This window comes from Microbacterium sp. SW12 (assembly GCF_055391095.1).
This window is the reverse complement of the sequence record NZ_AP024335.1, coordinates 2,142,733-2,159,551: the sequence shown is the minus strand read 5'-3', so window position 1 is coordinate 2,159,551 and position 16,819 is coordinate 2,142,733. Positions and strand designations below refer to the sequence as shown.

Below are 16,819 nucleotides of genomic sequence, written 5' to 3'. Positions count from 1 at the left end.
CCATGAGCACGGCGATCGCGACAGAGACGCCGTTGCTCGTGTACTTCTCGAGCGTTTCGCAGAACACGGCGCGCTTCATCGAGAAGTTGGGACTGCGCGCAGAGCGCATCCCGCTCTTCGCATCCGAGCCGATGCTCCTCGTGGATGAGCCCTTCGTCCTGGTGACCCCCACCTACGGGGGAGGCCAGGGCCGGGACGAGGAGCGGGGTGCGGTCCCCAAGCAAGTCATCCGGTTCCTCAACGTCGAGCAGAACCGAACCCTCATCCGCGGTGTCATCGCCGCGGGAAACACCAACTTCGGCGACGCTTTCTGCGCAGCCGGCGACATCATCAGCCGCAAGTGTCACGTGCCGCACTTGTACCGGCTCGAACTGTTCGGCACGTCAGAAGACGTCACACGCGTAAGCGAAGGATTGGAACGATGGTGGAAGCTGCAGTGACAGACACGGCATTTAAGACCGAGACCCGATTTGACGGGCTGGACTATCACGCGCTCAACGCGATGCTGAATCTGTACGGTCCGGACGGGAAGATCCAGTTCGACGCCGACAAGCGCGCTGCGCGGGAGTACTTCCTGCAGCACGTCAACCAGAACACCGTCTTCTTCCACTCGCTGAAGGAGAAGCTCGACTACCTGGTCGACAAGCAGTACTACGAGCCCGCCGTGCTCGAGAAGTACTCGTTCGATTTCATCTCGTCGCTGCACGACCACGCGTTCGAGAAGAAGTTCCGCTTCGAAACCTTCCTCGGCGCGTTCAAGTACTACACGAGCTACACGCTCAAGACCTTCGACGGAAAGCGCTACCTCGAGCGCTTCGAGGACCGCGTCGTGATGACCGCGCTCGGCCTTGCCGACGGCGACGAGGCTCTGGCCACCCAGCTGGTAGACGAGATCATCTCGGGCCGTTTCCAGCCTGCGACCCCGACGTTCCTGAACACCGGCAAGGCCCAGCGCGGTGAGCTCGTCTCGTGCTTCCTGCTGCGCATCGAAGACAACATGGAGTCGATCGCCCGCGGCATCAACTCCGCGCTGCAACTGAGCAAGCGCGGCGGCGGAGTCGCCCTGCTGCTCTCGAACATTCGCGAGGCGGGTGCGCCGATCAAGCAGATCGAGAATCAGTCCAGCGGCATCATCCCCGTCATGAAGCTTCTCGAAGACAGCTTCAGCTACGCCAACCAGCTTGGTGCCCGTCAGGGAGCGGGCGCGGTCTACCTGTCTGCTCACCACCCCGACATCCTGAAGTTCCTCGACACCAAGCGCGAGAACGCCGACGAGAAGATCCGCATCAAGACGCTGTCGCTCGGGGTCGTCGTTCCCGACATCACGTTCGAGCTGGCCAAGAACGGCGAGGACATGTACCTCTTCTCGCCGTACGACGTCGAGCGCGTCTACGGCGTGCCGTTCGGCGACATCTCGGTCACCGAGAAGTACCGCGAGATGGTCGATGACCCGCGCATCAAGAAGAGCAAGATCAACGCGCGTGAGTTCTTCCAGACGCTCGCCGAGATCCAGTTCGAGTCGGGCTACCCGTACATCATGTTCGAGGACACCGTGAACCGGGCCAATCCCATCAAGGGCCGGATCAACATGTCGAACCTGTGCTCCGAGATTCTGCAGGTCAACACCCCGACGACCTACAACGAGGACCTCTCGTACGACCAGATCGGCAAGGACATCTCCTGCAACCTCGGGTCGATGAACATCGCGCTGGCGATGGATGGCGGCGACCTGGGTCGCACGGTGGACACCGCCATCCGTGCGCTGACCGCAGTCAGCGACCAGAGCCACATCTCGTCGGTGCGTTCGATCGAGGATGGCAACGACCGCTCCCACGCGATCGGCCTCGGCCAGATGAACCTGCACGGCTACCTCGCTCGCGAGCACGTCCACTACGGCTCCGAAGAGGGCATCGACTTCACGAACATCTACTTCTACACGGTGCTGTTCCACGCACTGCGGGCCTCGAACAAGCTCGCCATCGAGCGGGGGACGGCTTTCGAAGGCTTCGCCGACTCGACCTACGCGTCGGGGGAGTTCTTCGACAAGTACACCGAGCAGGAGTGGGTGCCCCAGACCGAGCGGGTGCGCGAGCTGTTCGCCGGCCACCACATTCCCACGCAGGATGACTGGCGTGAGCTGAAGGCGTCGGTGCAGGCGCACGGCATCTACAACCAGAACCTGCAGGCCGTGCCCCCGACAGGCTCGATCTCGTACATCAACAACTCGACGAGCTCGATCCACCCGATCGCCTCGAAGATCGAGATCCGCAAGGAAGGCAAGCTCGGCCGCGTCTACTACCCGGCGCCGTTCATGACCAATGACAACCTGGAGTACTACCAGGATGCCTACGAGATCGGTTACGAGAAGGTCATCGACACCTACGCCGCTGCCACGCAGCACGTCGACCAGGGCCTGTCTCTGACGTTGTTCTTCAAGGACACCGCGACCACTCGTGACATCAACCGGGCACAGATCTACGCCTGGAAGAAGGGCATCAAGACCATTTACTACATCCGTCTGCGTCAGATGGCCCTCGAGGGCACGACCGTCGATGGCTGCGTCTCGTGCATGCTCTAGTTCTTCTGGATCGGTGAGAGGACACTGATGATGGAGGGCGGGTGGCAGCCGTTCATGGGTCACGTCTACGGCGTTCGCCTGCTGGGTGACGTGGAGTACCGCTACGTAGGCCTCACAACGAAGACGCTCGTGCGGCGGAAGTCCGAACACTTCAAGCTCGCCGCCAGAGGGCGGAAGACGGCCTTTGCGGATTGGCTGCGCAAGCAGCCGGATCGCGAGATGGTTCACTTCCAGTCGCTTGAGCTTGTCCTCAGCGACCTCGAAGACTTGAGTCGGGCCGAACAGGATTGGATTCGCATGCTGCGCGAGGAGGGTCATCGGCTCCTCAACCTCAACGATGGCGGGCGTGGCAATCATGGCTATCGGTGGACAGCCGAACAGAGGGCGGCGGCCTCCGAACGATCGCGCGGTCGCCGAAATCCGAGCTATCTCAGCGGTCCTGATCATCCACGATGGGGGGCGTCGCACTCGGACGAGCAGAAAGCTCTGTGGTCTGAGCAGCGGAAGGGCATGAATGCGGGGCCGCTGAACCCGAACTACGGAAAATTCGGAAGCGATCACCCGTCGTTCGGCCACACGATGTCGCCGGAGTCGCGCAGGCGGCTCTCGGAGATGCGGCGTGGCCCGTTGAACCCGAACTATGGGAAGACCGCGAGTGAGGAAACGCGCGCAAAACGATCTGCAGCACTCAAAGGGCGGCCCATGCCCTCCAGCGTGCGAAGCGCGCACACCAGGTACCACACCAACAAGGGCGTGGTTAAAGAATCGTGTCAACATTGCCGGGACGACGCTGATCGTACGGCTGAGCAAGGAGAGAGTCGTGGCTGAGAAGCTGAAGCTGATCGATCATGTCCAGGCGATCAACTGGAACCGTATCCAGGACGAGAAGGATGTCGAGGTCTGGAACCGTCTCGTGAACAACTTCTGGTTGCCCGAGAAGGTGCCCCTCTCCAACGACGTGCAGTCGTGGAACACGCTCACGCCCGAGGAGCAGACCCTCACGATGCGGGTGTTCACCGGTCTCACGCTCCTGGACACGATCCAGGGCACGGTCGGCGCTGTGTCGCTGATTCCCGACGCGATCACGCCGCACGAAGAGGCGGTGTACACGAACATCGCGTTCATGGAGTCGGTGCACGCGAAGAGCTACTCGTCGATCTTCTCGACGCTGTGCTCGACGAAGGAGATCGACGAGGCGTTCCGCTGGTCTGTCGAGAACCCCAACCTGCAGCGCAAGGCGCAGATCGTCATGGAGTACTACCGGGGCGACGAGCCGCTCAAGCGCAAGGTCGCTTCGACCCTGCTGGAGTCGTTCCTGTTCTACTCGGGCTTCTACCTGCCCATGCACTGGTCGAGCCGTGCGAAGCTCACCAACACTGCCGACCTCATCCGCCTCATCATTCGTGACGAGGCAGTGCACGGGTACTACATCGGCTACAAGTTCCAGAAGGGGCTCGAGCGGGTCGACGAAGCCAAGCGTCAGGACATCAAGGACTACACGTTCTCGCTGCTGTACGAGCTCTACGACAACGAGGTGCAGTACACGCAGGACCTCTACGACGGCGTCGGCCTGACCGAAGACGTGAAGAAGTTCCTGCACTACAACGCGAACAAGGCGCTCATGAACCTCGGCTACGAGGCGATGTTCCCCGAGTCGGTCACGAACGTGAACCCCGCGATCCTGTCGGCCCTGTCGCCGAACGCCGACGAGAACCACGACTTCTTCTCGGGGTCGGGCTCCTCGTACGTCATCGGCAAGGCTGTCGCGACCGAGGACGAGGACTGGGACTTCTAGATCCGGCTGTGGAGAAACGGTGATGTCCACAGATCCTGCGTCGGCGTCTGACGACGTCGCAGGCGCGGCATACCGTGAAGCTCACGCCGCATCGGAAGGGGACGAGATGGCACAGCAGATGACCGACAGTGTGGATGCCGAGGAGCGGGCGCGTGAGCAGGCCATGGGTGAGGTGTCGGATGTGCTGACGAACCTCGACTATGCGCTCGAGCGCGCGCGTAAGGCGCTCGAGCGCATCCGCAAATCGGGTGCTCACCCGAACGCAGAGGCAGCCACGAAGGATCTGGTTGACGCACTCCAGGCCGAGCGCAAGCGGTTCGTTCAGCAGACCTACTTCAGCGTGCCGAACAAGACTCGGATGTTCTGAGCGGTGGCGGATGCGGTCCGCAGCGGCGCGGAGCTTCAGCGAGCACTTACCGAGTTCGTGCGTCGATGGTCGGGGTATTCCGGCTCGGAGCGGGCAGAGGCTCAGACCTTTCTGAACGAGTTGTTCGCTGCGTACGGCTCGGATCGCCAGTCCGTTGGTGCGCGGTTCGAAGATTTTCGCAGTTCTGCGGGCTTCATGGACCTGCACTGGCCGGGCATCATGATCGTCGAGATGAAGGCTCCCGGCATCGCCCTGGAGAAAGCCGCCGATCAACGCGATCGGTACTGGCGCGAGTCGAGTGATCCCGCCACCGACACGCCGGCTGCCCGGTGGGTCGTGCTCTGCAACTTCCAGGAGTTCGAAATCTGGGAGCCGGGTCGTTTCCCGAACCGACCGCGTTCGCGGTTCACGCTCGCGGAGCTTCCCGAGCACTACGACGCCCTGCTGTTCCTCCAAAACGAGTCGTTGGAGCCGGTCTTCAGCGAGCATCGACGTGAACTGACCGAGGATGCCGCGCGTCACGTCGCAGAGCTCTATCGCTCGATGCTCGACCGATCGGCGGCCCCGGTCGATGAGATCCAGCGCTTCACCATGCAGTTGGTCTGGTGTCTCTTCGCTGAAGATCTCGGGATGCTCGAGGGGTATCCGCTGCAGGCGACCGTCGAGGCGCTGCTCAAGGAAGACGATCCCGACTCCGCGAAGGAGATCGGCTATCTTTTCCAGCTGCTCAATCAAAAAGGCGACCACAACCGGAAGGGTCGCTTCGCGGGTACGCGATACGTCAACGGTGACCTGTTCGCCAGGCCTGCCGCCGTCTACCTTGATCGAGCGGAACTTCTTCATCTGAAGCAGGCCGCCGAGTTCAACTGGCGCGAGGTCAACCCGACAATCTTCGGTTCGCTCCTCGAAGGAGTGCTCGGCGATGACCGCCGCTCCGAGATCGGCGCGCACTACACGCACGAGGCCGACATCATGAAGATCGTTGCGCCGACGATCGTGCGCCCCTGGCGTGAGCGGATCGAGACGACCGCGTCGGTGACGGAGGCGGTCGCGCTTCTGGACGAGCTATGCGCCTTCCGCGTTCTTGATCCCGCCTGCGGGTGCGGCAACTTCTTGTACGTCGCGTATCGCGAGCTGCGCGGACTCGAATTCGATCTCAAGCAGCGCATCAATCGCCTCGCCGCCGAAACCGGTGCCCCGCCTCCCACCGGCACGCTGCCCTTCTACCCGCTGTCGAACCTCTTCGGCATCGACATCGAGCGGGTCGCCGTCATGATCGCGAGGGTCACGCTCTGGATGGGGCACCGGCAGATGATCGAACGGTACGGCGAGGCTGAGCCCGTGCTGCCGCTCGTCGACCTCTCCCGCATCGCGCAGGCCGACGCGCTGCAGACCGACTGGCCCGAGGTGGATGCGATCATCGGCAACCCGCCGTTTCTGGGAGCTAAGCTCTTACGCCCCAGCCTTGGTGACGACTACGTGGATTGGCTCGTCCGTCAGTTCGGCGTTGGGGTCAAGGATCTCTGCGTGTACTGGTTCCGGCGCGCTCAAGAGCATCTTCAGCCTGAACAGCGGGCGGGACTCGTGGGAACGAACTCGATCAGCCAGACAACCGGACGTCTGGCATCGCTTGCCTACATTGCCTCGACTGGTGGGGTGATCACCGATGCGGTCTCCTCGCAGAAGTGGCCGGGGGACGCGAAAGTCCACGTCAGTATCGTGAATTGGGTGAAATCGCCGTCTCGGAACCCTACAGATTTCACCCTTGACGACCAGGTCGTATCTGGGATCGCACCGAACCTGCGCGCCGGTGACGCGGCAGGTCTCGAGGTCGGCTCGATCGCTGAGAACAGAGGGCGTTGCTTTGCCGGAGTAGTTCCGCAGGGCAAGGGATTCCTCCTTGACGACTCGGTGGCGAGCGCGCTCTTGGCTTCGGATGACGCCGCCTACGAGCAGGTCGTTCGTCGATTCCTTACGGGCGCCGACATCGCGGAAGACGTCAGGCAGGCACCGTCTCGATGGGTCATCGACTTCGGTTCTCTGCCACTCGAGCGCGCTCTCACCTTTCCCGCCGCTGTCGACATCCTCCGCTCGTCGGTCAAGATCGAGCGCGAGACTTCGACAAACCGTGCCGTCGAACGTCGATGGTGGCTCTTTGGTCGACGTGTGGAGGACATGCGGGCGGCGATTGCACCGCTTCGTAGATACGCCGCGGCGGCGGCAACGGGCAAGCGACTGCTGCTTGCCTGGGCAGAACGGACGGTGGTTCCGAACAACGCGGTCGTCGTGTTCGCGTTCGATGATGATTACTCAATGGGCGTCCTGCTATCCAGCGCACACGAAGCATGGGCGAGGGCGCAATCTTCGACACTCGAGACGCGCCTCCGCTACACGAACGCCGCTGTGTTCGATACCTTCCCGTGGCCGGATCCCGTCACGCCCGAGCAGCGGGAGGCGATTGCTGCCGCATCCCGCGCGCTCTACGACCGTCGAAGCGAACTCTGTATCGATCACAGCATGGGCCTCACGAAGCTGTACAACCTCATGGATGAGGGTGGTTTCGCCGATCTCGCCGCCCTCCACCGCAGCCTCGATGAGGCTGTCGCCGCTGCGTACGGGTGGCCGAAGTCGGTGGCGCAGGACCCCGAGCAGATCGTGAGCCGACTCACCGCGCTCAACCGTGAGATTGTCGAGGGAGGCCGGACATACGATCCGTTCGCTGGCGCCGCCGCCGACCGAGCCGGAGAGCTGAGGGCTGGAACCTCTTGAGGCGGCCACTCAGCGACGTGTCGAGGCCGTGACCGTGAACTTCGGGGTGCGGGCGATCTGACGGGTCGGGCCGACGAGTTTCTCGAGCGACGGGCGGTAGCGGAGGACCGAATTCCAGACGGTCCACAGTTCGCCACCCGGGCGCAGCACGCGAGCTGCATCGGCGAACAGGTGCCGGGCGATCGTCTCGTCGATCGCAGCACCCCGGTGAAACGGCGGGTTCAGTGCGATGAACGACGCGCTCGCGGCAGGAAGGCTCGCCAGCGCGTCATCGCGAGCCACTGTCATCCGGTCGGCGATTCCGTTGGCGGCGGCGGTCGCCCGAGCCGATGCGACGGCGGCGGCCGACTCGTCCGACGCGTAGACACGCAGCCCCGGATGCCGCAGAGCGAGGGTCGCAGCGACGATGCCGTTCCCGTGACGGCGCTCAGCGAATTTCCCCGGTTCTGCTCACCGAAGTTCCCCTGGTCGCGGGGTCAGGTTAGCGCAGGTTGGTGCCGGTGGTGACGCGGCGGAGTTGTTCGGCTGCGGCGTGGTGGTTGCGGAGCCGGTAGGACGCCTCCGTCGAGGGTGATCACGACGGAGCGGTGTAGGAGCCGGTCGAGCATCGCGGCGGCGACGGTGGTGTCGCCGAGGATCTCGCCCCAGGCCCCGACGGGCCGGTTCGTGGTGATCACGATCGAGGTTTTCAGGTACCGCTGGTTGATGACTTGGAACAGCGCGGACGCGGCTTCGCCGGGCAGCGGGAGGTAGCCCAGTTCGTCGACTATGAGGAGGGTGGGTCCGGCGAAGAATCGCATCATGGTGGCCCATTTGCCTTCGATCGCGGCGCGGTGGCAGCGGGCGGCGAGGTCGGCGGCGGAGGTGAAGTAGACCCGGTAGCCGGCGTTGACGGCGGCGTGCCCGAGGCCGGTGGCGATGTGGGTTTTCCCGACGCCGGGCGGGCCGATCAGGAGCACGTTGGTGGCGGTGTCGATGTAGCGGCAGGTCCCGAGTTCCTGGAGCAGATTCCGGTCTATGCCGCTGGCGGAATCTAGGTCGAAATCGTCGAGGGTGGCGCCGGTGGGGAGGTTCGCGAACCGGAACCTGCCGGTCAGGCGCCTGGCGTCGGTCGCGGTGACCTCGACGCGGAGCAGGTGCTCGAGGGCCTGGGTGAGGGTCCAGCCCTCCGCGGTGGCCTGGTCCAGCACGGCGGGCAGGGCCTCGGCGGCGTCGGCGAGTTTCAGGTCGGTGAGGTGGCCGCGCAGCTGCTGGTAGACGCTCGCGGCGGTGGGCGTGGTGGTGCTCATCGGAGGGTGTTCCTGTTCTTCGCGGCCTGCTCGTAAGCGGCCAGGCTGATCACGGTAGAGGTGGGTTCGGTGGTGCCGGTGAGGGCCGCGGCGGCACGTAGCGCTGCCGTCCCGGGCGGGATGCGTTCCTTGCGGCGGTGCGGACGTCCCGGCGGCGCGGCGGCGAGGGCGATCGCTTCCAGCGCGGTGACGTGCCCGGTGTCACGGATGGTGACCCCGAGCCCCGGCTCGGCGACCTTGTGCCGGGCGATGACCGTGCCGGAGGCTGTGGCGATATCGATCGTGTCGGCGCCGAGCCGCTGGTGGACGATCACTCGGGCGGCGGCGAGTTCGGGTGGCACGGAGTACCGGTTGCCGCGCCAGTCGATCAGCGCCTGCCGGGTCGCGGTGCGCTCCTCGGTGACGACCACGGGGAACACCGCCGGCGGCAGCGGACGCAGATTCTCGTTCTGGAACATGACCGCGGCGGTCGTCTTGCCGGTGGCGTCCTCACGGGCCCGCTGGTCTTGCCGTGCTGCGAACGCGTTCAGGCCGGCCTGGGCCTGCTCGAGGGTGAGAGCGTCGGGCAGCGTCCGCCACCACCGTTGCGCGGCGGTGTGGTTGTTCTTCTCCACCACCCCCTTCCGGTTCCCCGACCGCGGCCGGCACGCGATCACGGACACGGCGTGGTGCTTCGCGAACGCGGCGAACATCGGCGTCAGGTCACTCGTGCCCGGCCTCAGGACCGTGGCCATCCTGTCGAACCGCCAGTCGCGTGTCACCCCGCCCAGCAGCACCAAGACGGTGCTCAGCGCGGCCAGCAGGTGCGGCAGATCCATCGACGGGGAGATCACCGCCCGCCAGACCCCGGAGTGCGCGAGCGACCCGACCAGCACGTACGCCTTCTTAGCCGGGAACCCCCACCCCGCGGGCGGGTCGGGCATCTCGACCCAGTCGAACTGGGTCTCATCCCCGGGCGGATGCTCGATGATCGCGTTCGGCCGCTCGGTGACGTGCGCGCACGCGACACACGCCGGCCGCAACCCGCGGTCACGGATCTGCCGCGTCAACGTCTGATACGACCCCGTGAACCCGAGCGGGACCAGCTCATCGAGCAGCGTGATCACCCACAGGTGCGGGTCCTCGACGAGCCTCGCCGTCACATACCCGACGAACACGTCGAACACGTCCGGCGCCGCACGTCTACGCACCCCTGGGCTGCGTCGCCCGGACAGATACGCCCGGATCGTCTTACGGTCATGACCGGTACGGCGGGCGATCTCGGTGATCGTCATCCCCTGCCGTCTGAGCGCGTGGATGTCCACGTCGTCCTCCTCTGAAAGCATGAAGACAGGGGCCTTTCTCGAGCTGATGCGTGTCGAAGAACATCAGCATCGAGGAAGGCCCGCCCTCACGAACGGAAGCGACCCGGAGTGGGGAAATTCGATGAACGAAACTGGGGAATTTCAGTGAGCGCCGTCACCCGCACGCCAGATCAACCGCCGGATCGTCCGCGTGCCCGGGAATCGTGTCTGGCAGGTTATCGATCAACAGGCGCGTTCCGATGTCAAGCGCTGCCCCGGCGAACACGCCGCCGAAGGCGCGGACCTCGACATCCGTGTCACCGATGCGCAGCCGCGCCGCGGACGGCTCGGGATCCCGACCGTCGTGGGGACCGTGCGCGATAAGCACCCGCGACTTCTGGCGGGCGAGCGAGACATCCACGGTGTCGAAGTGCTCGCGCAGCACGTCGTTCATGCCGAGGCTCATGTGTTTGATCCGCCCGCCCGCGAACACAACGACATCGGGCGCGGCGTGCGCGGCGATCAGCCCCGCGATGTCGCGGAGCGCCTCGAGCGACCGGGGGAGCCGCACGAGCACGACACGAGCATCGCGCACCAGCTCCGGATCGAGAGGGAGCGAGGCGACGGATGCTTCGAGCCCGGTCGACCGCGCGTTGGCAGCCAGCGCGCGCTCGCCGCCGAGGGAGTCCTGATGAACGCGGACGACACCATCGCTGGCATCGCTCGCGCACGCGAGGGCCAGGGCGCCGAACGTGTCGCCGATGACGGCGATCTCGCGCCGCGCAACGCCTTGTCGCGCCTCCGCTGATTCGTCGAGCAGCAGCCGATCCGCCGCATCGTGTGCGCGGCTATCCGGGTCGCCAGCGTCGGGATACGGGCGAAGAGTGTCGAGGTCGAGAGTCACTGGATCCACGCTATCCCGCGCCACGACCGCTCTCAGCTCTTCGCGAGCGCAGCCTTCGTATATGCCACCACCGCGTTCGCGTGGCCGTGACCCGGCCCGTGCTCCGACTTGAGGACATCGACCACAGCCATGTGGGTGCCGCCGGCATCGAGCCGCTCGACGGCGATGTCGATCCACTCCTGCACGGGACGGCCATAGGTCTTCTCGATGCTCGGGAAGTACGACGCCGGTCCTTTCGGCTTGTCGACGCCGGAAAGATCGGGGGCGAGCACGCGCGAGGCCATGGCACGACAGTAGCGCTCGCGCTCGACATCGCGGCAGCCCGTCATGCCAGAGTGGATCCGTCGGCGACAGCGCTGGAGGATCACGGATGCCGGTTCAGGATGAGTACCGTCGCAAGCTCATGTCGGCAGCGGATGCCGCGGCATCCGTCCCCTCGGGTGTGCAGGTGCTGGTGGCGATGGGGCTCGGGGCGCCGCCAGCGGTTCTGGCAGCTCTCGCCGATCGTGTGCGTGCCGACGATCTGCTCGACCTCGACCTCTACTACGGCATGGGCGGCGATGCGATCGGTGACACGATCCTGCAGCCGGGGGTCATCGAGAAGCTCCGTGCCCATACGTTCTTCGTCGCCGGGCGCGATCACCACATTATCGCCGACCCTGCCCGGGCCGACCGCGAAACCCTCGACTTCATTCCGGTCAACTTCTCGAACCTGCCGCGCGTGATCCGCGAACACCTCGACGTCGACACGTTCCTGGTGCAGGTCAGCCCGATGGACGCGAGCGGTCACTTCTCGTTCGGCGTCGTGAACGACTACGCGAGCGTCGCGGCGCGCGCCTGTCGCCGCCTGATCGTCGAGGTGAACCCCAACATGCCGCGCGTGTTCGGTGATTCCCTGCTCCACATCGATGAAGTGGACGCCATCGTCGAGCATGCCTCGCCCCTCCCCGAGGTCGCCGAGGCGGCTCCGACGGATGCCGACCTCGGTATCGCGGCGCACGTCGCGGCCCACATTCCCGACGGCGCGACGCTGCAGATCGGTGCTGGCCGGGTTCCCGCTGCCGTCGCTGCGGCGCTCGGCGACCACCGGGATCTCGGCATCCATTCCGCGCTCTTCTCCTCGGCGTTCGTGCCCCTGATCGAGTCGGGCGTCATCACAGGGCAGCGCAAGACCCTGCATCCGCGGCGACACGTCTGGACCTCGGCGGTCGGGGATGCCCACACCTACGCGTTCATGAACGACAACCCGTCGATGGTGAGTTTCCCGGCCGACTACGTCAACGATCCGCAGGTGATTTCACGCAACGACGCCATGATTTCGGTGAACGCAGCGATTCAGGTCGATCTCTACGGGCAGGTCAACGCCGAGATGATCGCGGGCGTGCAGTATTCCGGGTCGGGCGGTCAGTTCGATTTCGTGACCGGAGCAGCCAAGTCACGAGGCGGCAAGTCCTTCGTGGTTCTCCCGGCCACAGCGAAGGGTGGTGCGATCTCGACGATCGTGCCGCGGGTCGACATCGTCACCGACGAGCGTATGGATGTCGAGCACGTCGTGACCGAGCACGGCATGGTGAATCTGCGGGGGCTCTCGACGCAGGAGCGGGCTCTTGCCCTGATCTCGCTTGCCGATGACGCTCACAAGGATGCGCTCGTCGAAGCGGCACGTGCCCAGCGTCTCATCGCCTGAGGCGCTCCCCGGCCCTGGATCCCTATCGGTGATGCCGATGCCCCGAGCCTGACGCAACCGGGTGCGGACCGGTCGAGGTCGGGACGGGCAGCGAGAAGAAAGAGTGAATCTCTTCGAGCACACCGGTGAGGCGCTCTACGGCTGACTGGAGACTGTCGATCGCGTGGAGGGTGGGGTCGTCGGGGTAGCTCTGCTGGGCCTCGTGAAGCTCCGCGAGGGCCCGGCTGAGGTCCTTTCGGATTTCGTACAGCGAGGTGTCCATTTCCCGATGATGACATGACCTACGCGAGGTTGCGTAGGGACCTTTTTCCCGGTCATTGCCGCTGACTTCTTTATCCACGACGGTCTGTCCGGTGAGTTCGGGAGGGCGCGGGCTACGATGAAGGATCTGGCGTCCCGCAAAAGGAGATCCCGTGGCAGCTCAGCAACGACGGTTCAGCCCGGTCATCGCGCTGCTGACGATGTCGAGCATCTGGGAGGCGCAGCTCGGGGCGGTTCTGAAGGATCTGGGACTGACCACGCGCAAGTATGCCCTGCTCGGCCACATCTACGGGATGCCGGGCATCTCGTTCAGTGAACTCGCACGCCGCTCCCAGATCACCGTCCAGACCGCGCACACTGCCGTGCGCACCCTCGTCGACGAAGGATTCGTGCACGATTCGACAGCTCACGCCGGTTCGGCGTCCGAGCTGCGCGTCACAGAGAAGGGCGACTGGGCCCTGACCGAAGCCGAAAAGCGGCTGCGTGCTCTCGACCGTGAACTGTCGAAGGGTGCGCCAGAGTTGTCGCAGGCCCTGCGTGGCCTGCACGAGGAACCCGTCGAGGTTCACCCGGCTGCGGGCCGCCGCACGGCATGAGGGTGCTTCGCTGGCTCCTCGCCGCCCTCCTGGTAGCGGCGGGGGTCTCACATCTGACGTGGGGGAGACGAGGCTACCGCATCGTGGTGCCGGACTGGGCGACACGGATGCTGCATACCGACAAGGATGCGGTCGTCGTCGGCTCCGGCGCCGTCGAGATCATGCTCGGCGCGGGCCTGGTTGCGCTGCCGCGCGAGCGCACGCGACTCGGCGCAGCCGTCGCAGTGTTCTTCATCGCGGTGTTCCCGGGCAACGTGCACCAGTGGCAGACGGGTCGGTCTGCGCCGCTGCTCGACACGGATACCCGCCGCTTTGTGCGGCTCTTGCTGCAGCCGCTGCTGGTGGTCTGGGCGCTCGCCGTCGCCCTGTCTCCCCAGCGGTAACGACCCGCGCCGGCCTCGGCTGAGCGTCCGTCGACGACGTTGACTTTGCCGGTTCGGGAGGTTTGGCTGGGCGCATGCGAACAGTACTGAGGTGGATGCTGGCCGGGGCGATGGTGCTCGCGGGGGTGACGCATCTCACGGTGGTCCGCAAGGAGTTTCAGGCGCAGGTGCCTCCCTGGGCTGCCGAGCTCTCACCGCTCGACGAGGATGCGATTGTGGTGGCATCCGGAGTTGTCGAGATCATGCTCGGCACGGCGCTTGTCGCGCTGCCCAAGGAGCGGCGCCGCGTCGGCGCGATCCTGGCGGCATTCTTCATCGCGATCTTCCCCGGCAACATCTCGCAGTACGTCGAGAAGCGCGATGGCTTCGGCCTCGATACCGATAGGAAGCGCCTCGTTCGACTGTTTTTCCAGCCCGTGCTCGTCGCGTGGGCCTGGTGGTCGACGCGCCGCTGACGGCATCCGGCCTGGCACCGGGCACCGCAGAGAAGCGATGTCGGAACCCCCTCGTAGTGTCGGGGTATGGATGATTTCGGCATCACCGACCCGGGCGGGAAAGCCCGTGGGACGGATGCCGCGTCCTGGACCTCACCGCGCACCGCAGACCCCGACGAGGACTTCGTCTACGACGGTGAGTACTGCGAGCACGACGAGGTAGTCGGATGGGTGCCGGCGCAGCCCGACGCTGTGGAACTCGTGCTTGAGGTCGCGACGATGGAGGCAGTGTTCGCGGCGCAGCGGCTGGCTCGCATCGACCAGCTCCGGCTCGAGGCGCTCGATGACGTCACGCGCTACGGCGGAGGAGCGCGGGAGTTGATCGAGCGCTCGGTGCGGCTTGAGCTCGCCGCAGCCCTCCGGATCACCGAGAACCAGGCCGGGATGCTGATGTACCGTGCTGAGGCGCTCGTGCACCGGTATCCGACGGTCTGGAATTCGCTCGCCCACGCGGGCATGACCGAGCGGCACGCGACGATCATCGTGGATGAACTTGCGCCCCTCGAACCTGAGGTTGCAGCGCGGCTTGTCGAGAAGGTGCGAGACCTCGCAGAAACCCTCGCGATCGGTCCGTTCCGCCGGGCACTTCGACGCCTCATCGATAAGGAACTGGCGCCCACGCTGTCGGCGCGTCACGAGCACGCCGTCCGGCGTCGGCGGATCTTCGTCGAGCCGGAGGCCGACGGGATGTCGTGGCTGCACGCGCTGCTGCCCTCTGTCGAAGCTCACGCGATCCATGGACGAATGACCGCACAGGGCAAAGCGTTGCTCGCCGCGCAGGTCAAGGGCGAGGGCCGCGGCTCTCAGCGCGACGACCGCACGCTTGACGAGATCCGCGCCGACATCCTGTGCGATCTCCTGCTCGACGGCATTGTTCCGGCTCACCCGAAGGACGTGCAGGGCATCCGCCCGACGGTTGTCGTGACGGTACCCGCGCTCGCCCTCCTCGGTGCGGATGGCGACGGTCCTCATGAGCCCGCGATCGTGGAAGGCGTTGGTCCCATCCCGATCGAGAGAGCACGAGAGCTTGCGGGAACCGCGACGTCATGGATCCGGGTACTGACACATCCGGAAACGGGGGTCGTCCTGTCGGTCGGTAGAACCCGGTACCGACCACCGCCAGACATGGTGGCGCTGACGAAGTGGCGCGCTGAGAGATGCATGGCGCCGGGGTGTGGGGTTCCCGCCTCCCGATGTCAGATCGACCACTCCCTCGCGTGGGAAGACGGCGGTGAGACCTCAGTTGTGAATACCGCCCCGCTCTGCCAGGGGCACCATACGATCAAGCACCATGGCGGGTGGCGCGTCATCCAGACCGGAGACGGGTCGCTGCTGTGGATCTCGCCGAGCGGTCGCCAGTACACAGTTGCACCGGAGCGCCGACTTCCCGTCTTCCGGGTGGACTCGGTTGCCGCCTGAGCAGACCTACTCGCCGGGGTAGCGCACGCCCAGCTGAGCGCGCAGTTCGTCGAGGACGTGCATGATGGCAACCGATTCGTCCAGCGGAAGCAGGTCGCTGTCGGTCTTACCCTCGGCGAGCAGCCGTTCCGCGGCGAGCGCCTGGTACTGCATCCCCCGGCCCTCCACATCGCTCTGGTACTCCTCGAGAACCTCTCCGTCGGGTGCAACGACGCGGAACGACGTGGGCGTGTACCAGACGCGGTCGATGTCGATCCGCGCGTCAGTGCCCAGCACATGAGCGGTATTGGGTCCGACAGCGCGCGAGGTTGAGATCGAGGTTGAGACCGCGCCGCCGGCGTGAGTGAAGATCGTCGCTACCTCGGCATCCGCGCCCGTGTCACCGAGGCGGCCGCGAGCGGTCACCGTCTCCGGCTTCCCGAGCACATCGCAGGCGAACGAGACCGGATAGATTCCGAGGTCAAGAAGCGACCCGCCGCCGAGTTCCAGCGCGTTCAGGCGGTGGCTCGGGTCGGATGAGATCCGCTGGGTGTGGTCGGCGAAAACGGTGCGGATCTCGCCCAGCGTTCCTGCGGCGATGATCTCGCGAATCCTCACCATGTGCGGGAGGTACCGCGTCCACATCGCCTCCATGGCGAGCAGCCCCTGAGCGCGTGCGACCTCGCGCACACGTTCGGCCTCGGGGCCGGTCAACGTGAACGGCTTCTCGATCAGTACGTGCTTGCCCGCTTCGAGCGCGAGCACAGCATTGTCGGCGTGCATCGGATGCGGCGTTGCGATGTAGACGATGTCGACGTCGGGATCGGCGACGAGCTCCTCGTACGATCCGTGCGCGTGCGGAATCGCGAACTGGTCAGCGAACGCCTGCGAGGCATCCGGGCGCCGAGACCCCACCGCCGACACCGTCAGCCCGGCCGTCCGCAGGTCGCTCGTAAAGGCGTGTGCGATACCCCCGGTCGCCAGGATTCCCCATCGCAGTCCAGTCATGGTTCGA

General features: G+C 65.3%; 16 protein-coding genes and 2 pseudogenes. 11 read left to right on the top strand and 7 right to left on the bottom strand.

Annotated elements, in window-relative coordinates:
• Positions 1 to 2 precede the first annotated feature (2 nt).
• The 6 genes from nrdI (at position 3) to MICSW_RS10875 (ending at position 7,509) form a co-directional block, all read left to right on the top strand.
• Positions 3 to 440, top strand: coding sequence for a class Ib ribonucleoside-diphosphate reductase assembly flavoprotein NrdI (gene nrdI / locus MICSW_RS10900; protein ID WP_228176945.1), 438 nt, complete (start codon positions 3 to 5; stop codon positions 438 to 440).
• The gene (gene nrdE, locus MICSW_RS10895) at positions 422 to 2,578 is read left to right on the top strand and encodes a class 1b ribonucleoside-diphosphate reductase subunit alpha (protein WP_228176946.1); all 2,157 of its coding nucleotides are present in this window, start codon (positions 422 to 424) and stop codon (positions 2,576 to 2,578) included. The genes nrdI and nrdE overlap by 19 nt, the downstream gene beginning before the upstream one ends.
• Positions 2,579 to 2,605: 27 nt before the next feature.
• Entirely contained in the window at positions 2,606 to 3,406 is an 801-nt protein-coding gene (locus tag MICSW_RS10890; protein WP_292729928.1) for an NUMOD3 domain-containing DNA-binding protein, read from the top strand.
• The gene (gene nrdF, locus MICSW_RS10885) at positions 3,399 to 4,373 is read left to right on the top strand and encodes a class 1b ribonucleoside-diphosphate reductase subunit beta (RefSeq protein ID WP_228176948.1); all 975 of its coding nucleotides are present in this window, start codon (positions 3,399 to 3,401) and stop codon (positions 4,371 to 4,373) included. The genes MICSW_RS10890 and nrdF overlap by 8 nt, the downstream gene beginning before the upstream one ends.
• 106 nt (positions 4,374 to 4,479) lie before the next feature.
• Positions 4,480 to 4,740: a hypothetical protein gene (locus tag MICSW_RS10880; protein WP_228176949.1), complete on the top strand. Its 261-nt coding sequence runs from the start codon at positions 4,480 to 4,482 to the stop codon at positions 4,738 to 4,740.
• 3 nt (positions 4,741 to 4,743) lie between these two features.
• Complete coding sequence (locus MICSW_RS10875) at positions 4,744 to 7,509, top strand: DNA methyltransferase (protein WP_464495812.1); 2,766 nt, start codon at positions 4,744 to 4,746, stop codon at positions 7,507 to 7,509.
• Positions 7,510 to 7,518: 9 nt separating this feature from the next.
• On the opposite strand, the pseudogene MICSW_RS10870 reads toward MICSW_RS10875, so the two are convergent.
• The 5 genes and pseudogenes from MICSW_RS10870 to MICSW_RS10850 all read right to left on the bottom strand — a co-directional run.
• Positions 7,519 to 7,926: pseudogene (locus MICSW_RS10870) on the bottom strand (methyltransferase); the annotation flags it as partial.
• 64 nt (positions 7,927 to 7,990) lie between these two features.
• Positions 7,991 to 8,798: pseudogene (istB, locus tag MICSW_RS10865) on the bottom strand (IS21-like element helper ATPase IstB).
• Complete coding sequence (gene istA, locus MICSW_RS10860; protein ID WP_464495809.1) at positions 8,795 to 10,102, bottom strand: IS21 family transposase; 1,308 nt, start codon at positions 10,100 to 10,102, stop codon at positions 8,795 to 8,797. Before istA ends, istB begins: the two are co-directional and overlap by 4 nt.
• Before the next feature lie 154 nt (positions 10,103 to 10,256).
• Complete coding sequence (locus MICSW_RS10855; protein WP_464495805.1) at positions 10,257 to 10,985, bottom strand: 23S rRNA (guanine(1835)-N(2))-methyltransferase RlmG; 729 nt, start codon at positions 10,983 to 10,985, stop codon at positions 10,257 to 10,259.
• 32 nt (positions 10,986 to 11,017) lie between these two features.
• The gene (locus MICSW_RS10850) at positions 11,018 to 11,269 is read right to left on the bottom strand and encodes a DUF4287 domain-containing protein (RefSeq protein ID WP_464495804.1); all 252 of its coding nucleotides are present in this window, start codon (positions 11,267 to 11,269) and stop codon (positions 11,018 to 11,020) included.
• Between the two features lie 86 nt (positions 11,270 to 11,355).
• Here MICSW_RS10850 and MICSW_RS10845 point away from each other — a divergent pair, with 86 nt between their 5' ends.
• On the top strand, positions 11,356 to 12,672 hold the full coding sequence (locus MICSW_RS10845; protein WP_464495802.1) for an acetyl-CoA hydrolase/transferase family protein: 1,317 nt from the start codon (positions 11,356 to 11,358) through the stop codon (positions 12,670 to 12,672).
• Between the two features lie 22 nt (positions 12,673 to 12,694).
• On the opposite strand, the gene MICSW_RS10840 is transcribed toward MICSW_RS10845, so the two are convergent.
• Positions 12,695 to 12,934: a hypothetical protein gene (locus MICSW_RS10840; RefSeq protein ID WP_228176954.1), complete on the bottom strand. Its 240-nt coding sequence runs from the start codon at positions 12,932 to 12,934 to the stop codon at positions 12,695 to 12,697.
• A 151-nt stretch (positions 12,935 to 13,085) separates the two neighbouring features.
• Here MICSW_RS10840 and MICSW_RS10835 point away from each other — a divergent pair, with 151 nt between their 5' ends.
• The 4 genes from MICSW_RS10835 to MICSW_RS10820 all read left to right on the top strand — a co-directional run bounded on the left by MICSW_RS10835 (position 13,086) and on the right by MICSW_RS10820 (position 15,825).
• On the top strand, positions 13,086 to 13,529 hold the full coding sequence (locus tag MICSW_RS10835; RefSeq protein ID WP_228176955.1) for a MarR family winged helix-turn-helix transcriptional regulator: 444 nt from the start codon (positions 13,086 to 13,088) through the stop codon (positions 13,527 to 13,529).
• 2 nt (positions 13,530 to 13,531) lie between these two features.
• Positions 13,532 to 13,912 carry a DoxX family protein gene (locus tag MICSW_RS10830; RefSeq protein ID WP_464495795.1) on the top strand — a complete coding sequence of 127 codons (381 nt, stop codon included), beginning with the start codon at positions 13,532 to 13,534 and terminating at the stop codon, positions 13,910 to 13,912.
• Between the two features lie 74 nt (positions 13,913 to 13,986).
• Positions 13,987 to 14,367 (top strand): DoxX family protein, encoded by a 381-nt coding sequence (locus MICSW_RS10825; RefSeq protein ID WP_292800772.1) that lies wholly within the window; start codon positions 13,987 to 13,989, stop codon positions 14,365 to 14,367.
• Between the two features lie 66 nt (positions 14,368 to 14,433).
• On the top strand, positions 14,434 to 15,825 hold the full coding sequence (locus MICSW_RS10820) for an HNH endonuclease signature motif containing protein (RefSeq protein ID WP_464495790.1): 1,392 nt from the start codon (positions 14,434 to 14,436) through the stop codon (positions 15,823 to 15,825).
• A 6-nt stretch (positions 15,826 to 15,831) separates the two neighbouring features.
• Here MICSW_RS10820 and MICSW_RS10815 read toward each other — a convergent pair whose 3' ends face one another.
• Positions 15,832 to 16,812: a Gfo/Idh/MocA family protein gene (locus MICSW_RS10815; protein WP_292729943.1), complete on the bottom strand. Its 981-nt coding sequence runs from the start codon at positions 16,810 to 16,812 to the stop codon at positions 15,832 to 15,834.
• Between the last annotated feature and the right edge of the window lie 7 nt (positions 16,813 to 16,819).